At 71.9% G+C, this 25,873-nt stretch carries 22 protein-coding genes; 11 read left to right on the top strand and 11 right to left on the bottom strand.

From position 1 onward, the window contains the following. On the bottom strand, nt 1-304 hold a 304-nt coding region (gene rplU / locus ASF89_RS06375; RefSeq protein WP_055812885.1), incomplete at its 3' end, for a 50S ribosomal protein L21. 192 nt (nt 305-496) lie between these two features. Here rplU and ASF89_RS06370 point away from each other — a divergent pair. Further along, nucleotides 497-775 carry a DUF4031 domain-containing protein gene (locus ASF89_RS06370; protein ID WP_055812882.1) on the top strand — a complete coding sequence of 93 codons (279 nt, stop codon included), beginning with the start codon at nt 497-499 and terminating at the stop codon, nt 773-775. A gap of 33 nt (nt 776-808) precedes the next feature. Here ASF89_RS06370 and ASF89_RS06365 read toward each other — a convergent pair whose 3' ends face one another. From ASF89_RS06365 to ASF89_RS06355, 3 genes are read right to left on the bottom strand one after another with little or no spacing between them, the layout of a single operon-like run. Beyond that, entirely contained in the window at nt 809-2,242 is a 1,434-nt protein-coding gene (locus tag ASF89_RS06365) for a hypothetical protein (RefSeq protein ID WP_055812879.1), read from the bottom strand. After that, complete coding sequence (locus ASF89_RS06360) at nt 2,239-3,045, bottom strand: hypothetical protein (RefSeq protein ID WP_055812876.1); 807 nt, start codon at nt 3,043-3,045, stop codon at nt 2,239-2,241. The genes ASF89_RS06365 and ASF89_RS06360 overlap by 4 nt, the downstream gene beginning before the upstream one ends. 18 nt (nt 3,046-3,063) lie before the next feature. Continuing rightward, nucleotides 3,064-6,036: an Rne/Rng family ribonuclease gene (locus ASF89_RS06355; RefSeq protein WP_156463322.1), complete on the bottom strand. Its 2,973-nt coding sequence runs from the start codon at nt 6,034-6,036 to the stop codon at nt 3,064-3,066. A gap of 396 nt (nt 6,037-6,432) precedes the next feature. Here ASF89_RS06355 and ASF89_RS06350 point away from each other — a divergent pair, with 396 nt between their 5' ends. Next, nucleotides 6,433-7,062, top strand: coding sequence for a vitamin K epoxide reductase family protein (locus ASF89_RS06350; RefSeq protein WP_235483996.1), 630 nt, complete (start codon nt 6,433-6,435; stop codon nt 7,060-7,062). Nucleotides 7,063-7,137: 75 nt separating this feature from the next. After that, nucleotides 7,138-8,058, top strand: a complete 921-nt coding sequence (locus ASF89_RS06345) for a thioredoxin domain-containing protein (RefSeq protein WP_055812873.1) — start codon at nt 7,138-7,140, stop codon at nt 8,056-8,058. An 82-nt stretch (nt 8,059-8,140) separates the two neighbouring features. Here ASF89_RS06345 and ndk read toward each other — a convergent pair whose 3' ends face one another. The 4 genes from ndk to ileS all read right to left on the bottom strand — a co-directional run bounded on the left by ndk (nt 8,141) and on the right by ileS (nt 13,708). Further along, nucleotides 8,141-8,557, bottom strand: coding sequence for a nucleoside-diphosphate kinase (ndk, locus tag ASF89_RS06340; RefSeq protein ID WP_055794738.1), 417 nt, complete (start codon nt 8,555-8,557; stop codon nt 8,141-8,143). 62 nt (nt 8,558-8,619) lie between these two features. Further along, entirely contained in the window at nt 8,620-9,036 is a 417-nt protein-coding gene (locus ASF89_RS06335) for a DUF4233 domain-containing protein (protein WP_055794736.1), read from the bottom strand. After that, a complete protein-coding gene (locus tag ASF89_RS06330; RefSeq protein WP_055812870.1) occupies nt 9,033-10,430 on the bottom strand; it encodes a folylpolyglutamate synthase/dihydrofolate synthase family protein in 1,398 nt (465 codons plus the stop codon). Before ASF89_RS06330 ends, ASF89_RS06335 begins: the two co-directional genes overlap by 4 nt. Beyond that, the gene (ileS, locus tag ASF89_RS06325) at nt 10,427-13,708 is read right to left on the bottom strand and encodes an isoleucine--tRNA ligase (RefSeq protein WP_055812867.1); all 3,282 of its coding nucleotides are present in this window, start codon (nt 13,706-13,708) and stop codon (nt 10,427-10,429) included. The genes ASF89_RS06330 and ileS overlap by 4 nt, the downstream gene beginning before the upstream one ends. Nucleotides 13,709-13,986: 278 nt before the next feature. Between ileS and ASF89_RS06320 the strand changes: the two genes are divergently transcribed. Further along, complete coding sequence (locus ASF89_RS06320) at nt 13,987-14,955, top strand: cation diffusion facilitator family transporter (protein ID WP_055794730.1); 969 nt, start codon at nt 13,987-13,989, stop codon at nt 14,953-14,955. A 122-nt stretch (nt 14,956-15,077) separates the two neighbouring features. Beyond that, nucleotides 15,078-15,587, top strand: coding sequence for a GtrA family protein (locus tag ASF89_RS06315; RefSeq protein WP_200937103.1), 510 nt, complete (start codon nt 15,078-15,080; stop codon nt 15,585-15,587). A gap of 54 nt (nt 15,588-15,641) precedes the next feature. On the opposite strand, the gene ASF89_RS06310 is transcribed toward ASF89_RS06315, so the two are convergent. Next, entirely contained in the window at nt 15,642-16,286 is a 645-nt protein-coding gene (locus ASF89_RS06310) for a TetR/AcrR family transcriptional regulator (RefSeq protein WP_055794726.1), read from the bottom strand. Between the two features lie 98 nt (nt 16,287-16,384). Between ASF89_RS06310 and ASF89_RS06305 the strand changes: the two genes are divergently transcribed. The 6 genes from ASF89_RS06305 (at nt 16,385) to ASF89_RS06280 (ending at nt 24,489) form a co-directional block, all read left to right on the top strand. Next, nucleotides 16,385-18,022, top strand: a complete 1,638-nt coding sequence (locus tag ASF89_RS06305) for an ABC transporter substrate-binding protein (protein ID WP_055812861.1) — start codon at nt 16,385-16,387, stop codon at nt 18,020-18,022. After that, nucleotides 18,000-19,022: an ABC transporter permease gene (locus tag ASF89_RS06300; RefSeq protein WP_082489806.1), complete on the top strand. Its 1,023-nt coding sequence runs from the start codon at nt 18,000-18,002 to the stop codon at nt 19,020-19,022. The genes ASF89_RS06305 and ASF89_RS06300 overlap by 23 nt, the downstream gene beginning before the upstream one ends. Before the next feature lie 5 nt (nt 19,023-19,027). Further along, complete coding sequence (locus ASF89_RS06295) at nt 19,028-19,882, top strand: ABC transporter permease (RefSeq protein WP_369814538.1); 855 nt, start codon at nt 19,028-19,030, stop codon at nt 19,880-19,882. After that, nucleotides 19,879-21,513, top strand: a complete 1,635-nt coding sequence (locus ASF89_RS06290; protein ID WP_055812858.1) for an ABC transporter ATP-binding protein — start codon at nt 19,879-19,881, stop codon at nt 21,511-21,513. Before ASF89_RS06295 ends, ASF89_RS06290 begins: the two co-directional genes overlap by 4 nt. 124 nt (nt 21,514-21,637) lie before the next feature. Then, nucleotides 21,638-24,232, top strand: coding sequence for a valine--tRNA ligase (gene valS / locus ASF89_RS06285; protein ID WP_082489843.1), 2,595 nt, complete (start codon nt 21,638-21,640; stop codon nt 24,230-24,232). Then, the gene (locus ASF89_RS06280; protein WP_055812852.1) at nt 24,232-24,489 is read left to right on the top strand and encodes a hypothetical protein; all 258 of its coding nucleotides are present in this window, start codon (nt 24,232-24,234) and stop codon (nt 24,487-24,489) included. The genes valS and ASF89_RS06280 overlap by 1 nt, the downstream gene beginning before the upstream one ends. A 70-nt stretch (nt 24,490-24,559) precedes the next feature. Here the strand turns inward: ASF89_RS06280 and ASF89_RS06275 are convergent, their stop codons facing one another. Further along, nucleotides 24,560-24,763 (bottom strand): hypothetical protein, encoded by a 204-nt coding sequence (locus ASF89_RS06275; RefSeq protein ID WP_156463321.1) that lies wholly within the window; start codon nt 24,761-24,763, stop codon nt 24,560-24,562. Nucleotides 24,764-25,004: 241 nt separating this feature from the next. Then, the gene (locus ASF89_RS06270; RefSeq protein WP_055812846.1) at nt 25,005-25,823 is read right to left on the bottom strand and encodes a methyltransferase domain-containing protein; all 819 of its coding nucleotides are present in this window, start codon (nt 25,821-25,823) and stop codon (nt 25,005-25,007) included. Nucleotides 25,824-25,873 lie beyond the last annotated feature (50 nt).

Genomic DNA, 25,873 nt, shown 5'->3' with positions numbered 1-25,873 from the left:
TGATCGAGGTGATCTTGACGCGGGTGAGGTCGGCACGGAAGCCCATGCGGCGCTTGTACCCGGTCTTGTTCTTGTAGTTCTGGATGACGATCTTCGGGCCGCGGAGGTCACCGAGGACCTCGGCCGTGACCGTGACGCCCGACAGGGCGTCCGCCGCCGAGAGGATCGTGTCGCCGTCGACGTGGAGGACGGGCACGAGGGTGATGCTGTCGCCGACGGAGGCCTTCAGACGATCGAGGGTGACGATCGTGCCGACCTCGACCTTCTCCTGGCGACCACCGGCGCGCACGACTGCGTAGACCATGTGTGTTCCTTAATGTTGTTGGCTGTACGGGGCCGCCTCGTCGCACGCGAGGTGCGGTGACGGACGGAGGCGGTGACCGGACGGCTCGTGGTCTCCGCGGGTGACGACGCGACCATGGGCCAGCGCGCACCAACCGCTTAGATTACACGGCGGCTCCGACCGCCGTCAACGCATGCGGTCTACCATCGGCGCGTGACCATCTTGATCGACGACCCCGTGTGGCCCGCCCACGACACGGTGTGGGCCCATCTCGTCAGCGACGAGTCGTACGACGAGCTGCATCGCTTCGCGGCCGCCAACGGGATCCCCCGTCGCGGCTTCGACCACGACCACTACGACGTCCCCGAGTCGCGTCATGCCGACCTCGTCGCGGCCGGCGCCCGACCGGTCGGCGGTCTCGAGCTCGCCCGGCGCCTGGAGCGCAGCGGGCTCCGGATCTCGCAGCGCGTCAAACGGGGGCTGCCCGCCTGACCCCGTTACCCGGGCCGGACCCGCCCGGCCCCCTCACCAGGCGGCGGAGTGCCCCGAGAAGCTCGCCACGACCCCGCCCGAGGCGATGTCGACGACGGTCGTCGTCACCGTCGCCGGCACGGGGTCGATGGTGTACGTGAAATCGGTCTCCGCCGTGGCGTCGGCCGTCTCGACGGCGAGGTACTGCCCGTTGGGCGAGACCGAGAAGCCCTCGATCGTCGTCCCGGCGGTCGACGGCTCGTACAGGCTCCGCGCCTCCTTCTCGTCGTCGACGACGATGAGGTTCCGGTACGCGGCGCCGTCCGAGGTCGGGATGGCCACCTGCTGCACGTACGTGGTCTCGCCGATCGCCACGAGCTCCCCGCGGAACGGCGTGCCGCCCTCGACGGCGGAGAAGGGGATGGCGGTCTGCTCGCCGGTCTCGAGGTCGATGCGCGACGACTCGACGGCCGTCGCCGCGACGATCGTGCCGCCGTCGAGGGCGACGCCCTGCAGCGAGACGAAGGTGCCGTAGGGCCGCGGAGGCGCCACGCCGGTCAGATCGTAGGCCGCGACCGACTCGTCGGCGGACTGCACCACGACCGTGGCGCGACCCGGCACGAAGAACCAGTCGAGGGCCGTGAGCGGCTGCCCGGCGAGGGACTGGACCGGGGTCGCGGCACGTTCGCCCTGAAGGGGCATCGCGTAGAGAGCGTCGGTCTCGGCACCCTGCGGACGCCACGAGAAGGCCAGGGTCGTCGAGGTGCGGTCGGCTCCGAACCGCGTGATGAGCCCCGGCCCGTCGGGGAGCGGCAGGTCCTCGACGGCGACGCCGTCGAACGCGACGAGGCTGAGCCTCGAGGTGGTGCCGTCGTCCGTGACGACGGCGACCGCGGTGTCGAAGACCTCGAAGGCCTGGATGCGCGGCGCCTGGTAGACGACGGTGCGGTCGGCTCCCCCGGTCAGAGGGGCCCGTTCGATCCGGTCGTCGGATCCGTCCACGCCGTGGACGATGCGCCACGTCTCGGCGGCGGCGGTGCCGAACGTCGTCGACAGCTCGGACGCTCGCGCCTGATAGACGCTGGAGACGCCCGTCACCGTCACCGTGTAGTCGGTCCCGTAGCGCAGGCGGTCGGTGAACCGCACCGCGATGACGTCCCCCGAGGTCGACACGGTGTGCGGTGCCGCCGGCGAGACGACGACCTGGTCGGCGTCGACGTGCGCGACGACCTGGTTGGCGAACATCCGCAGCTGCTGCCCGGGCTGCGCCACGGCGGCCTCGGTGTCGATCCGGGTCTCGGTCAGCTTGGGGCCCTGGAGGTTCGACAGCACGCCGAAGAGGGCGCAGACCACGGCGAGCACGACGACGACCGCCCCGAAGCGGAGGCGCTGACGTCGGCCGAGCTCGGCGTCGTCGAGGCCTGCGCCCTCGCCCGGTGCGCGCCCGCGTCCGGCCGGCTGGAGGCGATCGCGGAGGGGTCCCGTCACCTGTCCGACTCGTTCGGGGCCGGAGGAGGCGCGTAGCGCGACCAGTCGTCGGCTCCTGTCGGTGCGGAGGGGGTCTCGCGGAGGCTGCGACCCGGTGCGGAGCCGTCGTCGGGGGTCGTCCGCGTGCCGATCCCCCGCGCCTCATGGGTGACGGGCGGCGTGGGGGCACCGGCGACCGCATCGACCTCCCCGTCTCGACCGGGCTCGTCGTCGGCGGGGTCGTCGGTCGTCGACCGGTCGTGGTCGGAGGCGGGCGAAGTGTCGCCGGCCCGGAGCCACCACCAGGCCAGCACGCCGCCGAGCGCGAGCACGGCGGTGTCGACCACGCCGGCCGAGAGCGGGATGGTCGTGAGGTACAGGGCGAGATTGGCCCAGGTGCCGCCCTCCTCCGACAGGGTGATCCCCGGCACGATGCCGACGACCGCCAGCGCCGCCGTGCCGACGGCTCCGGCGACGAGGGTGCTGCGGAGGACGACCCCGAGGCCGTCACGGGCCCGGATCGGCCTGGCCACCACGAGGGTCGCGAAGGCGGCCACGTAGAACGGGAAGGGGTAGAGGACGAAGCTCCCGAGGAACTGGCCCACCGGCGTCGCCGTGAAACCGCTCGGGAAGGCCGTCACCGAGTACCCGATGGCGGACCCCACCAGGGCGAGCAGGCCGAGCGCGAACCGGACGACGAGCAGGACGCCCAGCGCCGTCGCGGCGGTGAGGAACGCCTCACGGCCGTCCGCGCCGCGAGCCGAGACGACGACAGCCCGGAGCCGCGACCATGCGGTCGGGGTTCCGGGCTGGGTCGGGGTCACGCAGTCACCCTAGACGACTCAGAGGTCGTCGGAGCTGACCCCCACACCGAGGATGAACGGGCCGGACTCGTCGCTCGGCGTGGCCGCCGGTGCGGTCGCCGGGGCCGTCCCGGAGCTGGAGGCGCGGCGCGAGCGGCCACGCCCCTGACCGGGCTGCTTGGGCTCGGGCAGAGCCCCCAGCACCGAGTCGAGCAGCTGCTCGGCGTCGTCCCTGCTGAGGCGAGGGGCCTCGCGACGCGTCGTCGCGACGGGGATGTCGAGGATCGCCACCGTCGCGTCGGGCGTCGACACGGTGGCCCGCGATCGACGCGGCTCCGTGCTGCGCTCGGGCTTGTCCGCCGCTGCGGTCCGGTCCGCCACGGGAGCGGCCGCGACCGGAGCCTGTGCGGCGGGCGCCTCGACCTCGGTCGTGGTGGTGGTCGGCGCGGTCACGATGGCCGGACGGTCGGCGGAGTCGTCCGAGACGGACGGCGTCGGGGCCTCGGGCGTCGAGGTCGCCGACTCGACGGCCTGACCCTCGTCACGCGATGCCCTGCCGCCGCGGCGACCCTTGCGAGCCCCCCGGGTGCGACGGGGCTCGTCGCCCGTGGTGTCGGCGCCGTTCGTCTCGCCGCCGGTCGCGGACTCCGAGCCGGGGGCCTCCGTGCCGGCCGCCTGCGCCGCGGCGTCGATGGCCGCCTCGACGGCCGCCGCAGCCTCGGTGGCGGAGTCCGTGCTCCGGTCGCCGTCCTCGGCCTGGGCGATGGTGGACGCCGCGATGCGCGACAAGGCGTTCTTGACGTCCTCGGTGATGGCGTGCGTGCCGGTCGACGGGCCGGCCGCCGGCGACGACGAGCCGCCTCGCCCGGAGGACGCGGGAGCGCCGTTGCCCTGGTTCTGCCCGGCGCCACCGGTCTTGCCGGCCTGCGCCGCGCCTCCTCGGCGTCGCTGCTGGTCGTTCCTGCCCCGACCCTGCGGCTGCTGCTCCTGCACGCGAGCGGCGCTGCCGGCCTCGGAGAAGGACTCGGCGAGCCCCAGCCCGAGCTTCTTGCGGGTCATCTGCACGAGACCCAGGGAGGTGACCTCGGCGACCTGGTGCTTCGTGCGGTCGCGGCTGAGGCACTCGACCAGACGACGCAGCACGAGGTCGCGGTTCGACTCGAGGACCATGTCGATGAAGTCGACCACGATGATCCCGCCGATGTCGCGCAGCCGCAGCTGGCGCACGATCTCTTCTGCGGCCTCGAGGTTGTTCTTCGTGACGGTCTCCTCGAGGTTGCCGCCCGAGCCGACGAACTTGCCGGTGTTGACGTCGACGACCGTCATGGCCTCGGTGCGGTCGATGACCAGCGAGCCGCCCGAGGGCAGCCAGACCTTGCGGTCGAGCGCCTTCTCGATCTGCTCGTTGAGCCGGTACTCGTCGAACGCGTCCTTCTCGCCCTCGTAGCGCTTCACGCGGTCCATGAGGTCGGGGGCGACCGCCGAGAGGTACGACTGGAGCGTGTCGAAGGCCTCGTCGCCGTCGATCACCATCTCGTGGAAGTCCTCGTTGAAGACGTCGCGGACGATCTTGATCAGCAGATCGGGCTCGGAGTGCAGCTGGTTCGGGGCGTTGCCCGCCTCGACCTTCTTCTGGATGTCGGCCCACTGGTTGAGCAGGCGCTTGACGTCGAGGGTCAGCTGCTCTTCGGTGGCACCCTCGGCGGCCGTGCGGACGATGACGCCGGTGTTCTCGGGCAGGGCCTCTTTGAGGATCTTCTTCAGACGCGCGCGCTCGGTGTCGGGGAGCTTCCGGCTGATGCCGTTCATCGAGCCGTTGGGCACGTAGACCAGGTACCGGCCGGGCAGCGAGATCTGGCTGGTCAGACGGGCGCCCTTGTGCCCCACCGGGTCCTTCGTCACCTGGACGAGAACCCGATCGCCGGGCTTGAGGGCCAGCTCGATGCGACGCGGCTGGTTGCCGTTGGCCAGGGAGTCCCAGTCGACCTCGCCCGAGTAGAGCACGGCGTTCCGACCGCGTCCGATGTCGACGAACGCCGCCTCCATCGAGGGGAGGACGTTCTGCACGCGACCGAGGTAGACGTTGCCGATCAGCGAGACGTTCTGCGCCTTGGCGACGTAGTGCTCCGCGAGGGTGCCGTCCTCCATCACGCCGATCTCGATGCGGTCGCCCGACGAGCGGACGATCATCTTGCGGTCGACGCTCTCACGACGCGCCAGGAACTCGGCCTCGGTGATGACGGTGCGGCGACGACCGGCGTCGCGTCCGTCGCGTCGACGCTGCTTCTTCGCCTCGAGGCGGGTCGAGCCCTTGATGCGCTGCGGCTCGGTGATGAGCTCCGCCTGGCGCTGGGGACGCTCGCGCGGCGAGCGGTCGGACTGCTGGCGCGGCTCGGAGTCGCGCTCCTCGCGATCGTGCGAGCGGCCACGCGACCGACGTCGCGAGGTCGGCTGCTGGGGCTCGTCGTCGCCGTCGTAGCCCTCGTCGTCGGCCTCGTCGCCGTCGTCGTATCCGTCGTCGTAGTCGTCGTCGCGTCCGGGGCGCCGACGGCCGGGCCGTGCCGGGAGCGGGACGATCTCGGGGGCGTGGAAGATGAGGCTCGTCGTCGTCAGCTGAGCCGGGATGGGCGACGACGGGGCGTCCTCGCGCTGACGCACCTCGTCGGCCGCCGCGAGCGCGGCATCGGCCCGCTCGACCGACGTGGTCTCGGTGGGGTCGTCGACCGCCGTCGGGTCGACGAGCGACCCGGTGACGGCGGAGTCGGTCGCGGTGGCGTCGGTCGGGGCGGTCGCCGGCTGCGCCGCGACCTCGTTCTCGTGAGTCACGGCTGATGCCTCCTGGGCGTCGTCTCGTCGGGTGGTCCGGAGGGTGGTGTCGTCTGCGGGCGATGCCGCCGCCAGGGCGCGCTGCCCCGAGGGGGCGGCGGCCTGGCGGGCGCGGAGCCCGCTGAACAGCCCCCGTCTCTTCTTCGGACCGTTCTCGTTGCTGGTGTCGTCTCTGTTGTTCACCACGGGTGGTGCGCTCCTCGCCCCGCCGAGGTCGAGCCGTCGGCGGGTGGTCTCGTGTCGTGGCCGGTCGGCGCCCCGCGCCTGCCCCGGTCACCGCGTCCTCTCACGACGCGCGGTGTCGGTCACGCGACGTTCGGTCACGGGGCCCACCGTCTCTGCGGTGGCGGCCGTCGTGTCGTTCGTCGTCGTGCGGTTCTTCGTTGCTGTTCGGAACTGGCCATCCGACGAGGGGCGGCTGCGCCCCGGCCCGGTTTCCGTCGCACCCGCGCGAGGCCCCCGGAGGGGATCGCGGGGTCGACACGGCCCGGCAAGTCTCGATCGCGGCTGTCACCCGGCGACTGAAGCGATTATCGCACGGTTGGCCGCAGACCACTCATCGGGGCATGGAACAATCCCCGTGTGACGACCACTCCGACCACCCCGCGCACCCACCCGATCGGCCGCACCCCGGCGGCGACGGCCGTCCTGCTCGTCGTCGCCGGCGTCGTCGGGCTGATCGGGTCGTTCGCCCTGACCCTCGACAAGTTCCGGCTGCTCGAGAACCCCACCGAGGCGCTCGGCTGCGACGTCAACCCGTTCGTCGGCTGCTCCCCCGTCATCAACAGCTGGCAGGCATCCCTGTTCGGGTTCCCGAACCCCGTCCTCGGACTCGTCGGGTTCATGGCCCCCGTGGTGGTCGGCGTCGCCCTCCTGGCCGGTGCGCGCTTCGCCCGGTGGTTCTGGATCGCGTTCACCGCGGGCACGTTCCTGGCCTGGATCTTCGTGACGTGGCTCTTCACGCAGACCGTCTTCGTCATCGGCGCCCTCTGCCCCTGGTGCATGCTCGTCTGGTCGGTGACCATCCCGCTCTTCTGGCTGACGACCGTCTGGGGCCTGGCACGAGGCATCACCGCCCCCGCCGGCGGAGGGGTGCAGCGTGCCGCCGCGCGCCTCCTGCCGTACTCGTGGGTGCTCCCGGCGATCAACTGCATCGTCGTCCTGACCGTGATCGTCGTGAAGTTCCCCCTGCTGCTCCCGACCCTGTTCTGACCCGGCCGCCGTTCCCAGGCTCCTCTTGGAGGCCCCCGCGAGACTCGCCGGAGCCCACCCGAGAATCGAGGAACGATGACGCCGTCACCCGGCACCGGAGACACCAAGCGCGAACGCCGGGACGCCGCCCGCGAGAAGGCCCGTGCGACCCGGGAGGCCGAGGCGCGACGGCGTCGACGGAACCGCGTCCTGACGCAGGGCGGCCTCGTGGTCGGGGTCCTCGCCGTCATCGGCGTGATCGCCCTCGTCGTCAGCCGCTCGCTCGTGCCGGCGGGGCCCGGGCCGCTCAACATGGCGAGCGACGGTCTGCTGCTGACGGGCGACGGCACGACGATCTCCGCCGCGACCACCGATGCGCCGGCGGCCGATGCGGACCCCGTGGCCTCCCCCGCGGGCACGGCGCAGAAGCCGAGCATCGTCGTCTACCTCGACTACATGTGCCCCTTCTGCGGTCAGTTCGACACGACCAACGCCGAGCAGCTCGAGACCTGGGTGTCGCAGGGCGACGTCGACCTCGAGATCCACCCCCTGGGCTTCCTCGACAACGCCTCGCTCGGCACGAAGTACTCGACCCGGTCGGCCAACGCCTTCGCCTGCGTCGCCGAGCACCAGCCCGATGCGGCCCTCGACGTGAACACGGCGCTCTTCGCCCAGCAGCCGGCCGAGAACACGAGCGGCCTGACCGACGCCGAGCTCGTCTCGCTGGTCGAGGGAGCCGGGGCCGACGACCCGGCCGTCGCCGCCTGCATCACCGGCGGCGACTTCGACGACTGGGTCGCCGCCGCCACCCAGCGCGCGCTGAACGACCCGCTGCCGAACTCCGACGAGCCGAAGGTGACGGGCACCCCGACCGTTCTCGTGAACGGTCGCAAGTACGGCGGCTCGCTCACCGACCCGACCGTCTTCGCGCAGTTCGTCTCCGAGGTGGCGAGCGGCGCCTCGACCGACGACACGTCGTCGGGCGGAGCGGAGTCCACCCCCGCGCCGACTCCGTAGGAGCGCCGACGGAACCGGGCCCGCGCCTCCTCGGATCAGGAGGCGCGGGCCCGGTCGGTCACGCGCGAGGGCGGTCGTGGGGTCAGAACCAGAGCGCCAGCTCGCGGGCGGCGGACTCGGCCGAGTCGCTGCCGTGGACGAGGTTCTGCTGCACCTTGAGACCCCAGTCGCGGCCCAGATCGCCCCGGATCGTGCCGGGTGCGGCGGTCGTCGGGTCGGTGGTGCCGGCGAGCGAGCGGAAGCCGGCGATCACCGAGTGGCCGGCGACGCGGATCGCGACCGTGGGGCCGCTCTGCATGAACTCGACGAGGGGCTCGTAGAAGGGCTTGCCGACGTGCTCCTCGTAGTGCGAGGCCAGCAGGTCGCGGTCGGCCTGCACGAGGCGGATGTCGACGAGGGCGTAGCCCTTCGCCTCGATGCGGCGCAGGATCTCTCCGGTCAGGCCGCGGGCGACGCCGTCGGGCTTGACGAGGACGAGGGTTTCTTCGAGGGCGGTCACAGGTGCTCCTTAAGATCGGTGACGAGGGGGTCGAGGGGGTTGGGGGGCCGGGGAGGCGCGGGTCAGGCCGACTCGCCGGGGTCGCCGTAGCGCGCGGCGTTCAGGCGGTCGAGCTGCAGTCCCTTGATCAGGCAGTACGTCCACAGCGCGACGAAGACGGCGGCGACGACGTACATGACCGGGTCGAGCAGGCCGCAGGCGATGAGCCCGATCTGCACGAGGCAGCCGAGGACGATCCCCCAGCGGAACCTCAGCACGCGCGACACGAGCAGCATGACGACGATGGCGCCCAGCCCGCCGCCGAACGCGACGCCGGTGGGCAGGAGGTCGCGGCCGTTCACCACGAGCATGACGAAGAACATCGACATGGCCTCGAGCACGAGCACGATCGAGAGCAGGCTCTCGGCGGCTCCGCGTCGACGGCGGGGGCGGCCGGGGCTCGCGGCGACGCCCTCGGGCGGCGGCGGGGCGGCGCTCATGCGAGGCCCTCCGGACCCTGCGCGAGGGCGAGCACGTCGCCGACGAGCGTGATCGAGCCGGTGACGACGACGCCGCCCGGGCGGTCGCCCTCGGTCTCGTCGGCGATGTCCCGCGCTGTGCGGAGCGCAGCCGCGAGGTCGGTCTCGACGACGACGCGGTCGGCGCCGACGACCTTCACCGCGACCGCGGCGAGCTCGTCGGCCGGGACGGAGCGGTCGGAGTCGGACTGGGTCACGACGAACTGCTGCACGGTGCCCGAGAGCGCGCGGACGATGCCCGCGGCGTCCTTGTCGGCCAGCACGGCCAGGACGGCGACGACGCGTCCGAACGGGAAGTACGACTCGACGGCCTTCGCGAGGGCCCGCGCGCCGTGCGGGTTGTGCGCGGCGTCGACGAGGATCGTCGGGTCGTTGGCCACGATCTGCAGACGCCCCGGAGAGGTCACCTGAGCGAGCCCGTCCGAGAGGACGTCGAGATCGAGCGCCTGGGTGCCGCTCCCGAGGAACGACTCGACGGCGGCCACGGCCACGGCCGCGTTCTGCGCCTGGTGGTCGCCGAAGAGGGGCAGCACGAGATCGGGGTACCGACCGGCGAGGCCCCGGATGGTCACGACCTGACCGCCCACCGCGACCGTGGTCGACTCGACCCCGAAGCCCGTGCCCTCGACGACGAGGGTCGACTCGGTCAGCTCGGCCGCGCGCTCGAGCTCGGCGAGCGCCTCGGGCGCCTGCGACGCGCTGACGACCGAGGCGGAGGGCTTGATGATGCCCGCCTTGGTGCGGGCGATGGCGTCGACGGTCGAGCCCAGACGATTCTGGTGGTCGAGCGCGATGGGTGTGAGGACCGCCACCTGGCCGTCGGCGACGTTGGTGCTGTCCCATTCGCCGCCCATGCCGACCTCGAGCACGACCACGTCGGCGGGGGCGTCGGCGAAGCAGGCGAAGGCGAGCACCGTCAGAGCCTCGAAGAAGGTGAGGGCCTGCTCACCGGCGGCGCCGAGCTCGGCGTCGACCATGGCGAGGTAGGGCTGGATGTCGTCCCAGTTGGCGACCAGCCTCTCGTCGCTGATCGGCTCGCCGTCGATGACGATCCGCTCGTTCAGCCGGACGAGGTGGGGGCTGGTCAGCAGACCCGTCCGCAGCCCGTACGACCGGAGGATGCTCTCGATCATGCGCGACGTCGACGTCTTGCCGTTCGTGCCCGTGACGTGGATCACCGGGTAGGCGCGCTGCGGGTCGCCGAGCAGCTCGGCGGCCCGACGCGTCGCGCCGAGACGGGGCTCGGGCGCCTGCTCGCCCACGCGTCGGAGGAGCTCGTCGGAGACGCGGGCCGCACCCTCGGCGAACTCGCCGTCGTCGGCGGGCTCGGGATTCCTGCTCTTCTTGGGGGTCATGCGCGTCGCACCTCCACGGTCACGGCCGAGCCGGTGCCGACGGCGACCGCGCCCTCGCTGGTCGCGAGGTCGCCTCGCCGCTCGATGACGAGCTCGGTGGTCAGGGTCTCGGCCTGGATGAGGTCGCGGTGCGTCTCGACGGCGTCGGCGCCCGGGGCGTCGAGACCCAGGGTCGTCGCGATGCGGTCGCCGACGTCCAGCCCGGCGTTCTTCCGGGCCTGCTGCACGGCGCGGACCACGTCGCGGGCCAGGCCCTCGGCCTCGAGCTCGGGGGTGGTGGCCGTGTCGAGCAGCACGAATCCGCCGTCTCCGACGAAGCCGATGGCGGCGGACGCGTCGGCGACGGCCAGTTCGAGGGTGAACTCGCCCGGCAGCAGCTCGACGCCTCCGACGACGACGTTCTCGCCCGACGGCCGCCAGTCGCCCTTCTTGGCGGCGGGGATCACCTGCTGCACCTGCTTGCCGATGCGCGGGCCCGCCGCCCGGGCGTTGACGGTCAGCTTGCGGGTCACCCCGTAGTCGGCGAGGCTCTCCTCGCTCAGCGGCGTGAGCACGACGGACTTGACGTTCAGCTCGTCGCGGAGGATCGACGCGAACGGCTCGAGGGCGGCGGGGTCGGGGGCGACGACCGTGAGGCGCGCCAGCGGCAGCCGCACCCGCAGACCGGTCGACTTCCGGAGCGACAGACCCGACGACGCGATGGCCCGCACGGAGTCCATCGCCTCGACGAGCGCGTCGTCGGCGGGGAACGCCGTGGCGTCGGGCCAGTCGGCGAGGTGGACGCTGCGACCGCCGGTGAGACCCTTCCAGATCTCCTCCGAGACGAGCGGGGCGAGCGGCGCGGCGACTCGCGTCACCGTCTCGAGCACCGTGTGGAGGGTGTCGAACGCATCGCGGTCGTCGCCCGACCAGAAGCGGTCGCGCGAGCGCCGCACGTACCAGTTCGTCAGCACGTCGGCGAAGTCGCGCAGGGCCGCGGCGGCGAGCGGCGAGTCCAGCGCGTCGAGGTGACGCTCGACGTCGGTGACGAGGAGGCGCGTCTTCGCCAGCAGGTACCGGTCGAGCACGTCCGTGGAGTCGGTGCGCCATGTCGCGACGTAACCGTCGGCGACGTGGCGACCCGCGCCTCCTGAACCGGCGGAGTCCGCCGCGTTGGCGTAGAGGGTGAAGAAGTAGTAGGTGCTCCACAACGGGAGGAGGAACTGCCGGACCCCCTCGCGGATCCCCTCCTCGGTGACGACGAGGTTGCCGCCGCGGATCACCGAGCTCGACAGCAGGAACCACCGCATCGCATCGGCGCCGTCGCGGTCGAAGACCTCGGAGACGTCGGGGTAGTTGCGGAGGCTCTTCGACATCTTCTGACCGTCCGAGCCGAGGACGATGCCGTGGCTGATCACGTTCGAGAAGGCCGGGCGGTCGAAGAGCGCGGTCGACAGCGCGTGCATGACGTAGAACCAGCCACGCGTCTGACCGATGTACTCGACGACGAAGTCGGCGGGCGCGTGCGTCTCGAACCAGTCCTGGTTCTCGAACGGGTAGTGCACCTGGGCGAACGGCATCGAGCCCGAGTCGAACCACACGTCGAAGACGTCCTCGATGCGGCGCATCGTGCTGAGGCCGGTGGGGTCGTCGGGGTTCGGACGGGTGAGATCGTCGATGTAGGGGCGGTGCAGGTCGGGTTCGCCCTGCTCGTTCAGCGGCAGCCGTCCGAAGTCCGCCTCGAGCTCGGCGAACGACCCGTACACGTCGACGCGCGGGTACGTCGGATCGTCGCTCTTCCAGACGGGGATCGGCGATCCCCAGTAGCGGTTGCGCGAGATCGACCAGTCGCGGGCTCCGCCGATCCACTTGCCGAACTGGCCGTCCTTCACGTTCTCCGGCACCCAGGTGATCTGCTGGTTGAGCTCGCTCATGCGGTCGCGGAACTCGGTCACGCGCACGAACCAGCTCGAGACGGCCTTGTAGATCAGGGGGTTGCGGCAGCGCCAGCAGTGCGGGTAGCTGTGCTCGTAGCTGGCCAGGCGGACGAGGCGGCCGTCGGCCCGGAGCCGCTGGATCAGGGTCCTGTTGGCGTCGAACACCTGCTGCCCGGCGACGCCGAGCTCGTCGAACATCGGCAGGAACCGGCCGGCGTCGTCGACGGAGACGAGCACGGGGATCCCGGCGGCGGCGCAGACCTGCTGGTCGTCCTCGCCGTAGGCGGGCGCCTGGTGCACGATGCCCGTGCCCTCGCCGGTGGCGACGTAGTCGGCCACGAGGATCCGCCAGGCGTTCTCGGTCCCGTAGGTCTCGGTGTCGGCGTAGACGTCCCAGATGCGGTCGTACTCGACGCCCTCGAGCTCGGCGCCGGCGAACGTGGCCGTGACGGCGGCCTGCGCGGCCTCGGCCGAGTCGTAGCCGAGGTCTCGGGCGTAGGCGGCGAGCGTGTCGGCGGCGAGGAGGAACACGCTGCCGGTCAGCAGCTGCTGGTCGCCGGTGCGCTCGCCGGGCAGGAGCGCGTGGGGCACGGTGACGTAGTCGATCGCCGGTCCGACGGCCAGCGCCATGTTCGTGGGCAGGGTCCAGGGCGTCGTCGTCCAGGCGAGCGCCTCGACCCCGGTGAGCCCGAGCGATTCGGCCTTGGCCCCGACCAGGGGGAACGCGACGGTGACGGTCTGGTCCTGACGCATCTTGTAGACGTCGTCGTCCATCCGCAGCTCGTGGTTCGACAAGGGGGTCTGGTCGTGCCAGCAGTAGGGCAGCACCCGGAAGCCCTCGTAGGCGAGCGACTTGTCGTGCAGCTGCTTGAACGCCCAGATGACGCTCTCCATGAACGTGGAGTCGAGGGTCTTGTAGTCGTCGTCGAAGTCGACCCAGCGCGCCTGGCGGGTGACGTAGCCCTGCCACTCGTCGGTGTACTTGAGCACCGAGCTGCGGGCGGCGGCGTTGAACGCGCCGATGCCCATGTCGTCGATCTCGTGCTTCTCGGTGATGCCGAGCTGACGCATGGCCTCGAGCTCGGCGGGCAGCCCGTGGGTGTCCCAGCCGAATCGGCGGTGCACCTGCTTGCCGCGCATCGTCTGGTACCTCGGGAAGACGTCCTTGGCGTAGCCGGTCAGGAGGTGCCCGTAGTGCGGCAGCCCGTTGGCGAAGGGCGGCCCGTCGTAGAAGACCCACTCGTCGCATCCCTCGCGCGCGCGGATCGACTCGCGGAAGGTGTCGTCGCCCTTCCAGAACGCGAGGATCCCCTGCTCGACGTCGGGGAATCGGGGCGATGCGGGTACCGGCTGGTAGGCCATGGGAGCTCCAGGTGGTGCGGATGTCCGTTCACGAGGACGCCTGCCGAGGGTTCTCGGTCGGCGCGGTACCACCCCGCTTGCCGCCCCGGACGGGGCGACCACTCTGCTTCGGCTGTGACGGGCCTGCCCCGCTCGGGTCTACTGACGTCTCGTGCCCTGTCGGGCCGGTCGACGCGTTCTGCCGAGAGCTCCCCGGTGATGGCCGGATCACAGCGGTCCCATCGTACAAGGCGAGGAGGCGCGGCGCGATCAGGTGCAGAGAGTGCAGAATCGGGTCCATGACAACCGAGACCGGCGCGGCGACCCGAGGGGCGGCGAAGCCCGAGAGCTTCGTCACCGTGCTGGTCGCCTTCGTGGCCAATCTGCTCATCGCCGTCGCGAAGACGGTCGCGGCGCTCCTGACGGGCTCGGCCTCGATGGTCGCGGAGTCGGCGCATTCGTGGGCGGACACCGGCAACGAGGTGTTCCTCTTCATCGCCGACAAGCGCGGGGTGCGGCGGCGGGACGCCGATCATCCCCTCGGCTACGGGAAGGAGACCTACGTCTGGTCGATGTTCGCGGCGTTCGGCCTCTTCACCGTCGGCGCCGTGGTCTCGATCCAGCACGGCATCTCGCAGCTCGGGGCGGCCGAGGCCGCCGAGGACTACCTGGTCAACTACATCGTGCTGGGCGTGGCGTTCGTCCTCGAGGGCACGTCGTTCCTCCAGGCTCTCCGACAGGCCCGCGGCAGCGCCCGCGAACGCCGCCAGCCGACCCTCCGCTTCGTGCTCCGCAGCTCGAACCCCACGCTGCGGGCCGTGTTCGCCGAGGACGCCGCGGCCCTCGTCGGCCTCGTCATCGCCTTCCTGGGCATCCTCCTGCACCAGATCACCGGCTCGGCCGTGTTCGACGCGATCGGGTCGATCGCCGTCGGCGTGCTGCTCGGCGTCGTGGCGATCGTCCTCGTCGACCGCAACCGGAGGTTCCTCGTCGGCGAGAGCCCCAGCGACGAGCTCGAGTCGCTCGTGCTGGACCGCCTTCTGAGCCGACCCGAGATCGCCCGCGTGACGTATCTGCACACCGAGTTCGTCGGGCCCGGCCGCCTCTACCTCGTCGCCGCCGTCGACATGACCGGCGACGAGACGGAGGAGCACGTCGCCGTCGCCCTCCGACGCGTCGAGCGCGAGATCGAGGAGCACGACGCGGTCGAGGAGGCGGTGCTCACCCTGGCCACGCCCGACGAGCCGAGCCTGCGGCTGCGGAGCTGACCCCCGAGCGGCCGTCCATCGTCGGCTGCGCCGTCCGTCGCCGGCTGTCCGTTGTCGGCTGTCCCGGCGCATCGTCACCACCCTGTCAGGTAGACGAGGGGCCGGGCGTCTAACGTGAAGCGGTGCGCGCAGTGATCCGGTTGGCCCGAGCCAACCCCTCAGCCCTTCGATTCCTCGTGGTCGGCGGCATCGGCTTCGTCATCACCATGGTGATCAACTACGGCCTCAAGCTGTTCGTCATCCCCCAGCATCCGGTCACCGCCCTCGCCGTCGGGATCATCGTGGCGACGGTCGTGTCGTACTGGATGAACAAGAAGTGGTCGTTCGACGACCGGGGCGACCGCCATACCGGCTACGAGATGCTGCTCTTCGTGATCGTCAGCGCCATCGGCGTCGGTCTCAACTCGGCGCCGCTGTACTTCTCCCGCTACGGCCTCGGCCTCGAGGTGCCGAACGTGTCGTTCGCGACCCAGGAGGTCGCGGACTTCATCAGCGGACCGATCATCGGCACTCTGATCGCCATGGTCTTCCGCTACTGGGCCATGAACAAGTGGGTGTTCCCGAAGCGCGCCGAGATCGCCGACGTGCTGTCGCCGACCTCGCCGCCCACGCAGCCGACGCCGACCCGCTGACCGGCGCGCGCCTCCTCGGGGGCGGCGTCGCGATGATCGCGGCGGGGCAGCCGGTCAGTCGACGATCGGGTCCGACCGGACCGCGTGTCCGGCGACCGACTCGAGCCCGTCGGCGACGGGGCGGATCGCCTCGGCCAGCACGTCGTCGAGCCCACGCCTGCCGACCCCGGAGCGCGCCCACCAGGTGATGGCCGTCGCCGCTGCGGCCACCAGCGCGGAGGCCGCCACCTCGGCGGCGAGCCCCCCGCGGGACCCTCCCGAGGCCTCGGCCAGGTGGGTCGCCACCACCGCCTGCAGACGCATCACGCGCACCGCGGCCGAGGCGACGAGCTCGTCACCGAGCCCCATGGCCTCCGACTGGGTCAGGGCCCACGGCACCCGGCCCGGATCGTGCGCCCGCCCCACCTCGACGAGAGCGGCCTCGACGACCCGCACCGGCGAGCCGCCCCGGCCTCCGCCTTCGCGGAGCAGGCCCGCGAGACCGGCGAGCCCCTCGTCGAGGTCGAGCCAGAAGAGATCCGACTTCGACTCGAAGTGGTTGAAGAACGTGCCGCGACTGACCCCGGCGCGCTGCGCGATCTGATCGACGGTCGTGTGCGACCAGCCGTTCTCGAGGAACAGCTCGGCCGCCGCGTCCGCGAGCGTCTCGGCCGACGAGCGCCGCGGTCGGCCGATGGTGCGCCGGGACGGTTCTGACATGCCCCCATCATGTCGGTACACTCGGGGAGCCACTTGTTGTACTCAGTACAACAAGTGGCTCCCGCTGCCACGCACGACCGCACCCGACCCGGAGTCCCATGCGCACCCGCCTGTCCGCCCTCATCGCCCTCACCGCCGTCGGCAGCCTCGTGCTCGCCGGCTGCACCTCGGGCGGCGACGCCTCCGACGCCTCCGCTCCCCGCTCGGGCGGCACCCTCACCTACGCGACCGGCGACGCCGAGCCGACCTGCCTCGATCCCCATGTCGGCGGCAACTACCCGCAGGCGCTCGTGTCGACCCAGTACCTCGAGTCGCTCGTCTCGAAGGACTCCGACGGGGAGATCGTCCCCTGGCTCGCCACCTCGTGGGAGGAGTCCTCCGACGGGCTCAGCTGGACCTTCGACCTGCGAGACGACGTCGCCTTCAGCGACGGCACGCCCTTCGACGCCGCCGCGGTCGCCGCCAACGTCGCCCACCTCCAGGACCCGGAGACCCTCTCGTCGACCGGCTACCTCGCCCTCGGCAAGGTGACGGGCGTCGAGGCCGTCGACGAGCACACCGCGCGCTTCGACCTCAGCGCCCCCGACAGCGCCCTTCTCGAGTCGTTGACCCAGCCCTGGGTCGCCATGGAGTCCCCCACCGCCCTCGAGCGCAGCCAGGAGGAGAACTGCGAGTCGCCGGTCGGCACCGGCCCGTTCGTCGTCGAGTCGTGGACGAAGCAGGACCGCGTCGTCCTCACCCGCAACGACGACCACACCTCGCCCCCCGCCGATGCCGCCCACGACGGACCCGCGTACCTCGACGAGATCGTCTGGCGCTTCATCCCCGACTCCGCCGCCCGCTACGCGGCACTCCAGGCCGGGCAGGTCGACGTGATCGACAACGTGCAGCCCGACACGCTGGTCGCGGCCGGGAAGGACGACGCGCTCGCCGAGATCGACGCCCCCCGCCCCGGCGCGGCGAACCGCATCGAGTTGAACTCGGGCAAGGCGCCCTTCGACGACGAGCGCGTGCGCGAGGCCTTCATCACCGGGGTGGACGTCACGGACGGCATCGACTCCCTGTTCTTCGGCACGGCCGAGCGCTCCTACTCGCCGCTGTCGAGCATCGAGCCCCTCGCGTACTCCGACCCGTCGCTGTTCGAGGTCGACGTCGACGCGGCGAACGCCCTGCTCGACGACGCGGGATGGACCGAGCGCGACTCCGACGGCTTCCGCACCAAGGGCGGCGAGCGCCTCACGCTCGAGTTCCCGGTGAGCACGAACCAGTCGATCCCCGCCGAGCAGTCGCTCTTCGAGCAGATCCAGGCCGGAGCCCGCGACCTCGGCTTCGACGTCGTCCTGTCACCCCTCGACGTGTCGAGCTGGTACGGGGCCCTCGCCGCGAACGACTACGACCTCGTGAGCGCGCCGTACACGAAGGTCGGTCCCGACGTGCTGCGGATCCTCTACGACACGGCGGGCATCACCCCGGCGCCGAGCGGCTACTTCGCGAACCTCGCCCAGCTGAGCGACCCGGCCCTCGACGACCTCCTGAAGCGCGCCTCCGAGACGTCCGACGCCGACGAGCGCGCCGACCTCTACGAGCAGGCTCAGACGATCGTGCTCGAGAGCCGCACCGTCCTGCCCCTCTACGACCAGCAGAACCACTACCTGGTCGGCCCGGCGGTCACCGGGGTGCGTGCGCTCCCGCCCGTCTCGGCGGTCACGCTGTATGACGCGTACACCGTCGACTGAGGCCGACGGCGCGGTCGACGGGCCGACGGAGGCGACCGTCCCGGAGCCGAGGAGGCGCGGGGTCGTCCCCGCACCGCTCCGGTGGGTCACGGGTCGCCTCGTCGGAGCCGTCGTCGTGCTCTGGGCCGTCGCGACGCTGATCTTCTTCGCCATCCGGCTGGTGCCGGGCGACCCGGCCGAGGCGATCCTGGGCGGGCCCGGCTCGCAGGCCTCCGCCGAGGCGCTCGCGCTGGTGCGCGAGCAGTACGGTCTGGATGATCCGCTCGTCGTCCAGTACCTCGCGCAGCTCGGCCGTCTGGTGGTCGGCGACCTCGGCACGTCGTACTCGCTCCGCACCGACGTGTCGGGGCTGCTGCTCGAGCAGCTGCCCGGCACGGTGCTGCTCGCCGTGCTGTCGCTGGTCGTCGCCTGGGCGCTCGCCCTCGGCACCGCCTGGTGGGCGACGCTCGGCGGGCGGACGGCGGCGGCGGTCTCGTCGTCGCTCGAGATCGTGGCCTCCGCCGTTCCGCACTTCTGGCTGGCCGGCGTGCTCGTGCTGGTGCTCAGCACGCAGCTGGGCTGGCTGCCGCCGGTGAGCACGGGCACGCCCGTCGGCATCGTGCTGCCGGTCGTCACCCTCGCGATCCCGGTGGCCGGGTTCCTGGGGCAGGTCACGCGCGACTCCCTGCTCGACGCGGCGGCCGCCCCCTTCGCGCTCACGGCCCGGGCCCGAGGCGAGTCGCGGTCGGGGCTCTTCCGTCGTCATCTGCTGCGGCACGCCGCCCTGCCCGGCCTCGCGCTCTCCGGCTGGGCCTTCGGGTCGCTGCTGAGCGGCGCCGTGGTGGTCGAGTCGATCTTCGCCCGGCCGGGTCTGGGGCGGACCCTGCTGCAGGCGGTGACCCTGCGCGACATCCCGCTCGTGACGGGCGTCGCCCTGGCCTCGGCTCTGGCGTACGTCGTGGTCGTGGCGCTCGGCGACCTGGCCGAGCGCGCCGTCGACCCCCGGGAGCGTGCCGCGTGACCGTCATCGCCGAGCTGCCCCGGGTCCGGTCGCGGGCGAGGGCCCGCGTGCGTCCCCCCGAGGTCGCGGCCGCGATCGTCCTGGGCGCCGTCGTGCTCGCGGCGGTGGCCCCGCAGCTCCTCGCGCCCGGCGACCCCCTCGCCGTCTCCCCCGTCGACGCGTTCTCACCGCCCGGGCTCGCGCACCCGTTCGGGACCGACGAGTCGGGGCGCGGCATCTGGACCCGCGTCGTCCACGGGACCGGCGCCTCCTTGTCCATCGGGGCGATGGCGACCCTCATCGGCACGGCCCTCGGGGTCGTGCTCGGCGTCGCGGCCGGATTCGGCGGCGGTCGGCTGCCCGGGCGCATCGCCGACGCGGGGGTCAGCCGGCTCCTCGAGGTGCTCTTCGCCCTGCCCGGTCTGCTGCTCGCGCTGGTCGTCATCGCGTTCACGGGCCCGGGTGCGGTGCCCGCGACCATCGCGGTCGGGCTCGCCACCGCCCCCGGGTACGCGCGCATCGTGCGCAGTCAGGTCGTCCGGGTGAGGCGCTCGGCCATGGTCGAGGCCGCCGTCGTGCTCGGGAGGCGACCCGGCACGGTGCTGCTGCGTCACGTGCTGCCGAACGCGCTCGCGCCCGTCGTCGTCCTCGCCACCCTGGGGCTCGGCCAGGCCGTCGTCTGGGCCTCGTCGCTCAGCTACCTCGGGCTCGGGGCGCCTCCGCCCGCGCCGGAGTGGGGCGCCATGCTGTCGGCCGGGCGCACGTACTCGACGACAGCCTGGTGGATGACCGTGTTCCCGGGCCTCGCCGTCGTGGTGACCGCCGCGTCGGCGACCGTGCTCGGTCGAGCGCTCGCCCGGCGAGGGAGCGAGCTCCCGTGACGGCAGCCCCGCAGGCCCCCGGCGCTCCCGGCCCCCTCGAGGTGCAGGGCCTCCGCGTCGCATTCGGTGCGACGACGGTCGTCGACGGCGTCTCGTTCTCGCTCGCGCCGGGCGAGTGCGTCGCCCTCGTCGGCGAGTCGGGCTCGGGCAAGAGCGTCACGGCCCGGTCGCTGCTCGGACTCAGCGGCGGGCGGGTCGAGGTCGACCGTCTGACCCTCGGCGGACGCGACCTCTCGGGGCTCGACGACCGCGCCTGGCGGCGGATCCGCGGCGCTCGCATCGGGCTCGTGCTGCAGGACGCCCTCGTCTCGCTCGACCCGCTGCGTCCGATCGGGCGCGAGATCGACGACGCCCTGCGCCTCCACAGCCGCCTCGGGCCTCTCGAACGCCGGGCCCGCGCCGTCGAGGTGCTCGCGGAGGTGGGGATGCCCGACCCCGAGGCCCGCCTCGGTCAGCGCTCGGGCGAGCTCTCGGGCGGACTGCGTCAGCGGGCCCTGCTCGCCGCCGCCCTCGTGCTCCGACCCGAGGTGATCGTGGCCGACGAGCCGACGACTGCGCTCGACGCCGAGGTCCAGCGTCTCGTGGTCGATCACCTGGCAGCCCTCCGCGACGCAGGGACGGCCGTGCTCGCGATCAGCCACGACCTGGGGGTCGTGCGTCGACTCGCCGACCGGGTGCTCGTGATGCGCGACGGTCGCGTCGTCGAGCAGGGCGCCACGGCCGACGTACTGGGCTCCCCCGAGACCGAGTACACGCGGCGCCTGCTCGCGGCGCTGCCGGGCGGGGTCCCCCGCGGGCGCCGCCTGTCGCGGCCCGCCGACGCCGAGGGGCAGGAGGTGCGGGTCGCGTCGTCTCCCGAGCCCGACGCCGCCGTCGTCCTCTCGGCCGACGCCCTCCGCCGGGTCTTCCCCGCGGCCCGCGGACGGGCCGCCCGGGTGGCCGTCGACGGGGTCTCGCTCGAGCTGCGCGAGGGCGAGACGCTGGGCCTCGTCGGCGCGTCCGGGAGCGGCAAGACCACGACCGCGCGCCTCCTGCTCGGACTCGACGAGCCGGACGCCGGCACGGTGCGCCTCCTCGGCGGGCCCTGGTCGCCGGGCCGCGAACGCGACCGCCGCCCCCGCCGGGCGGGTCTCGGCGCCGTCTACCAGGATCCGGCGAGCTCGTTCGACCCCCGCCTGACCGTGGGGCAGCTGCTCGCCGACGCGGTCACCGCGGGTCGCAGCACCCGGCCGGGGACCGCCCGCTCCGAGGTGACGGCGCTGCTCGCGCGCGTCGGACTCGCCGACGACCTCGCCGCACGGCGTCCGGCCTCGCTCTCGGGCGGGCAGCGCCAGCGGGTCGCGATCGCCCGGGCGTTGGCACCACGGCCCCGCGTGATCGTCTGCGACGAGCCCGTGTCGGCGCTCGACGTGTCGGTGCAGGCCCAGGTGCTCGACCTGCTCGACGATCTGCAGCGAGACGACGGCCTCTCGTACGTGTTCATCTCGCACGATCTCGACGTGATCGGGCACATGGCCGACCGCGTCGCCGTCATGCACGACGGTCGCGTCGTCGAGCAGGGGCGCACCGCCGACGTCTTCGCGTCCCCTCGTCATCCGCACACCCGCGCCCTCCTGGCCGCGCGTCCCTGAACCCGCGCCACCCCTCCGAGGAGGCGCGGTGCGGCCCGCGTAGACTGGCCGTCGTCCCACAACCAGGCACCTCCACACCGACACGGTGCCGCCCACAGAACCGGAGAAGACCATGCCGTCAGCCATGCCCGAGAAGCCCGCACTCGAAGGACTCGAGGCCCGCTGGGGCCAGGTCTGGGAGTCCACCGGCACCTACCGGTTCGACCGCGCCGACGCGACCCGCGCCTCCGTCTTCTCGATCGACACCCCGCCGCCCACCGCATCGGGCAGCCTGCACATCGGCCATGTCTTCAGCTACACGCACACCGACGTGAAGGCCCGGTTCGAGCGCATGCGCGGCAAGCGCGTCTTCTACCCCATGGGCTGGGACGACAACGGCCTCCCGACCGAGCGTCGCGTGCAGAACTTCTACGGCGTCCGCTGCGACCCGTCGCTGCCCTACGAGGCCGACTTCACGCCGCCGTTCGAGGGCGGCGACAACAAGTCGTCGAAGGCCGCCGACCAGGTGCCGATCTCCCGCCGCAACTTCGTCGAGCTCTGCGAGCGGCTGACGATCGAAGACGAGAAGCAGTTCGAGGACGTCTGGCGGAAGCTCGGCCTCTCGGTCGACTGGACGCAGAGCTACCGCACCATCGGCGACGACTCGCAGGCCGTCGCTCAGAAGGCGTTCCTCCGCAACCTGTCGCGCGGCGAGGCCTATCAGGCCGACGCTCCGACCCTGTGGGACGTCACCTTCCGAACGGCCGTCGCCCAGGCCGAGCTCGAAGACAAGGACATGCCCGGGGCTTACCACAAGCTCGCGTTCCACCGCACGGACGGGCAGGGCGACGTGCTCATCGACACGACGCGCCCCGAGCTGCTGCCGGCCTGCGTCGCCCTCGTGGCGCACCCCGACGACGAGCGTTACCAGGCGCTCTTCGGCACGACGGTGCGCTCGCCCCTGTTCGAGGTCGAGGTGCCCGTCGTGGCGCACCACCTCGCTCAGCCCGACAAGGGCTCGGGCATCGCCATGGTCTGCACCTTCGGCGACACCAACGACGTCGTCTGGTGGCGTGAGCTGCAGCTGCCGAACCGCGCCGTGATCGGCTTCGACGGCCGCTTCGTCAGCGAGGCCCCTGATGCGATCACCTCCGAGGCGGGTCGCGCCTCGTACGCGCAGCTGGCCGGCAAGACCGTGTTCAGCGCCAAGCAGTCCGTGGTCGAGCAGCTGACCGCCTCGGGCGAGCTGGTCGGCGAGATCCGCACGATCACCCACCCCGTCAAGTTCTTCGAGAAGGGCGACAAGCCCCTCGAGATCGTCTCGACCCGTCAGTGGTACGTCGTCAACGGCGCCCGCGACGAGTCGCTGAAGTCGTCGCTGCTCGAACGCGGCGCCGAGGTGGCCTTCCACCCCGAGTTCATGCGCGTGCGCTACGAGAACTGGGTGAACGGACTGAACGGCGACTGGCTCATCTCGCGTCAGCGCTTCTTCGGCGTGCCGATCCCGGTCTGGTACCCCCTCGACGGCGACGGCAACCCCGTCTTCGACGACGTCATCGTGCCGACCGAGGCGCAGCTGCCCGTCGACCCGTCGTCGGACGCGGCGCCCGGATACGACGAGTCGCAGCGCGGCGTGCCCGGCGGCTTCGTCGGCGAGGTCGACGTCATGGACACCTGGGCGACGTCGTCGCTGACCCCTCAGCTGGCCGGCAAGTGGGAGACCGACCCCGAGCTGTTCGATCTCGTGTTCCCGTACGACGTGCGTCCGCAGGGCCAGGACATCATCCGCACCTGGCTGTTCTCGACGATGCTCCGTGCACAGCTCGAGGCGGGCACCGTCCCGTGGCGGAACGCCTCGATCTCGGGATTCATCGTCGACCCCGACCGCAAGAAGATGTCGAAGTCCAAGGGCAACGTGGTCACCCCGGCCGCGATGCTCGACGACCACGGCTCGGACTCGGTCCGCTACTGGGCGGCCTCGAGCCGGCTCGGCACCGATGCGGCGTTCGACCCGCAGAACCCGAAGCAGATCAAGATCGGCCGACGTCTGGCGATCAAGGTGCTGAACGCCGCGAAGTTCGTGTACTCGTTCGAGCTGCCCTCGGGCGAGCACGCCGTCACCGAGCCGCTCGACCGCGATCTGCTGGCCGCCTTCGCCTCGGTGATCGAGACGGCGACCGAGGCGCTCGAGGGCTACGACCACGCCCGGGCGCTCGAGACGACCGAGAAGTTCTTCTGGACCTTCTGCGACGACTACCTCGAACTCGTGAAGGAGCGCGCCTACGGGGCGACCACTCCGGCGGAGCAGGCCTCGGCGGTCCTCGCACTGCGCACGGTCCTCGAGGGCCTGCTCCGACTGCTGGCGCCCTACCTGCCCTTCGCCACGGAGGAGGTCTGGTCGTGGACGCACGACGAGTCGATCCACCGGGCGTCCTGGCCGACGGTCGCCGAGCTCGGTCTCGCCGACGGAGAGAAGGCCACGGGCCTCGTCGGTCTCGTCGGACAGGCGCTGATCTTCGTCCGCCGCGCGAAGTCCGATGCGAAGGCCTCGCAGAAGACCCCCGTGTCGACGGCCGTCATCACGGCTCCGGCGGCCCAGCTGGCGCTGGTGCGTCTCGCCGCCGGCGACCTCGCCGCGGTCGGAAAGATCGCCGACCTGTCGTTCGCCGAGGGCGACGAGCTGGCCGTGGGCGACATCGTCTTCGCCGAGCAGCCGGCCGACACGGCGGCGGGCGCCTGATGCAGCTCGGAACGCGCTGGAGCGTAGGAGGCACGGCTCCCGCCGATCTCACCCCTCCCGTCCTCGGGGCGATCGCCTCCGTCGAGCGCGAGCTCGCCGATCAGGGCGTCGACGCGTCGACCTGGCGCTGGACCCTCACCTGGCTCGAGCGGCGCCCGGTCGTCGAACTCGACGACGGCACGGTCATCAAGGTCGACGCCGTGACCGGCGAGGCCCACGTGCACGAGCCCGTCGACGCCGAGGGCGACGACGACTAGCCGGAGCCCACACCACGAACGACGACGTGCCGCTCACCTCCATCGGTGAGCGGCACGTCGTCTTCTGAGGTCAGACGGGGTCCGCCCCCGCGTGAGCCGGGACGACCTCCTCGGCCGGAAGAGCGACTTCGTTCGCCGGCGCCGGCCGAAGGGCCGAGACCACGAGCGCGACCAGGGCCGCGATCCGGACTGAGGCCCAGAACCAGGTCTGCGTCTCTGAGACTCCTGCCAGCACGGCATCGATCATCGAGACGAAACAGACGAGCACGAGCATGACGACCAACCAGACGCGAGACATGGTCACTTCATACTCAGCAGCCTTGCTCGCGTTTTCGTCATCTTCTCCGATCCGGGATGCCTCGTCGCATCCAGAGAGCCAGAATAGGCGTTATGCCAACAGCTGTCACAACAGATGTGTAACAGTGTCGAATCGGTCGGAGGTGTCTCAGATCAAGGTCCAGGTTCTCATGCATCCTGCCCGATGATCCTTCACTGCGAGGCATGCACGTGAGTCGTCAGACACGACCGAGCACCTCGCCGTGCGGCATGACCAGCAAGCCGTCGGGGGCGTCTCGCCAGGAGCGCCAGGCGTCGGCGATCGCGTGCAGCTCGTCGTGGGTGGCCGCGCCCTTCGCGATGGCGTCGGCGTAGAAGGCCGACTCGGTCGCTCGGGCGGCCCAGCTGTCGCCCCACCAGGTGCGCTCGTCGTCCGAGGCGAAGCACCAGACGGAGGCGCTGCTCGCCACCTCGTCGAAGCCGGCCTCGAGCATCCAGCCCTTCAGGCGCCTCCCGGCGTCCGGCTCGCCGCCGTTGCCGCGGTGCACGGCCTGGTAGACGTCCATCCAGCTCTGCAGACCCGGATTCTCCGGCGCCCAGACGCAGCCGTGGTAGTCGACGTCGCGAGCCGCGACCACTCCCCCGGGGCGCGCGACGCGACGCATCTCGCGGAGCGCCGCGACCGGGTCGCCGACGTGCTGCAGCACCTGGTGCGCGTGCACGACGTCGAAGGAGTCGTCGGCGAAGGGCAGGTCGAACAGATCGGCCGTCTCGAAGCGCACCCCGGACAGGCCTCGCTCGGCGGCCAGCCGCGTGGCCTGCTCGACGATCTCGGCCGACGAGTCGATCCCCACCACCGTGCCGGGTGCCACGCGCTCGGCCATGTCGACCGTGATCGTGCCCGGACCGGCGCCGACGTCGAGCACGCTCGCCCCCGCCGTGAGATGCGGCACGAGATAGGCCGCCGAATTCTCGACCGTGCGCCACGTGTGACTGCGCAGGACGCTCTCGTGATGACCGTGGGTGTAGCGGGCCGTGCCCTCGGGGCGTTCGCTCATGCGCCGACCCTAGCGCGCCTCCCCGGCTCACCTCCGGCCTCGTGAGGGCA

The sequence above is a fragment of the Frigoribacterium sp. Leaf172 genome (assembly GCF_001424285.1).
GTDB lineage: Bacteria > Actinomycetota > Actinomycetes > Actinomycetales > Microbacteriaceae > Frigoribacterium.
This window is presented reverse-complemented; position numbering and strand designations above follow the sequence as displayed.

Bases quoted from the DNA above. Each gene is read 5' to 3' on its own strand.
- ASF89_RS06300 (WP_082489806.1), top strand. From the start codon at position 18,000: ATGACGCGTACACCGTCGACTGAGGCCGACGGCGCGGTCGACGGGCCG.
- ASF89_RS06330 (WP_055812870.1), bottom strand. From the start codon at position 10,430: ATGACCCCCAAGAAGAGCAGGAATCCCGAGCCCGCCGACGACGGCGAG.
- valS (WP_082489843.1), top strand. From the start codon at position 21,638: ATGCCCGAGAAGCCCGCACTCGAAGGACTCGAGGCCCGCTGGGGCCAG.
- ASF89_RS06305 (WP_055812861.1), top strand. From the start codon at position 16,385: ATGCGCACCCGCCTGTCCGCCCTCATCGCCCTCACCGCCGTCGGCAGC.
- ASF89_RS06270 (WP_055812846.1), bottom strand. From the start codon at position 25,823: ATGAGCGAACGCCCCGAGGGCACGGCCCGCTACACCCACGGTCATCAC.
- ASF89_RS06345 (WP_055812873.1), top strand. From the start codon at position 7,138: ATGACGCCGTCACCCGGCACCGGAGACACCAAGCGCGAACGCCGGGAC.
- ASF89_RS06280 (WP_055812852.1), top strand. From the start codon at position 24,232: ATGCAGCTCGGAACGCGCTGGAGCGTAGGAGGCACGGCTCCCGCCGAT.
- ileS (WP_055812867.1), bottom strand. From the start codon at position 13,708: ATGGCCTACCAGCCGGTACCCGCATCGCCCCGATTCCCCGACGTCGAG.
- ASF89_RS06320 (WP_055794730.1), top strand. From the start codon at position 13,987: ATGACAACCGAGACCGGCGCGGCGACCCGAGGGGCGGCGAAGCCCGAG.
- ASF89_RS06335 (WP_055794736.1), bottom strand. From the start codon at position 9,036: ATGAGCGCCGCCCCGCCGCCGCCCGAGGGCGTCGCCGCGAGCCCCGGC.
- ASF89_RS06275 (WP_156463321.1), bottom strand. From the start codon at position 24,763: ATGCTCGTGCTCGTCTGTTTCGTCTCGATGATCGATGCCGTGCTGGCA.
- ASF89_RS06310 (WP_055794726.1), bottom strand. From the start codon at position 16,286: ATGTCAGAACCGTCCCGGCGCACCATCGGCCGACCGCGGCGCTCGTCG.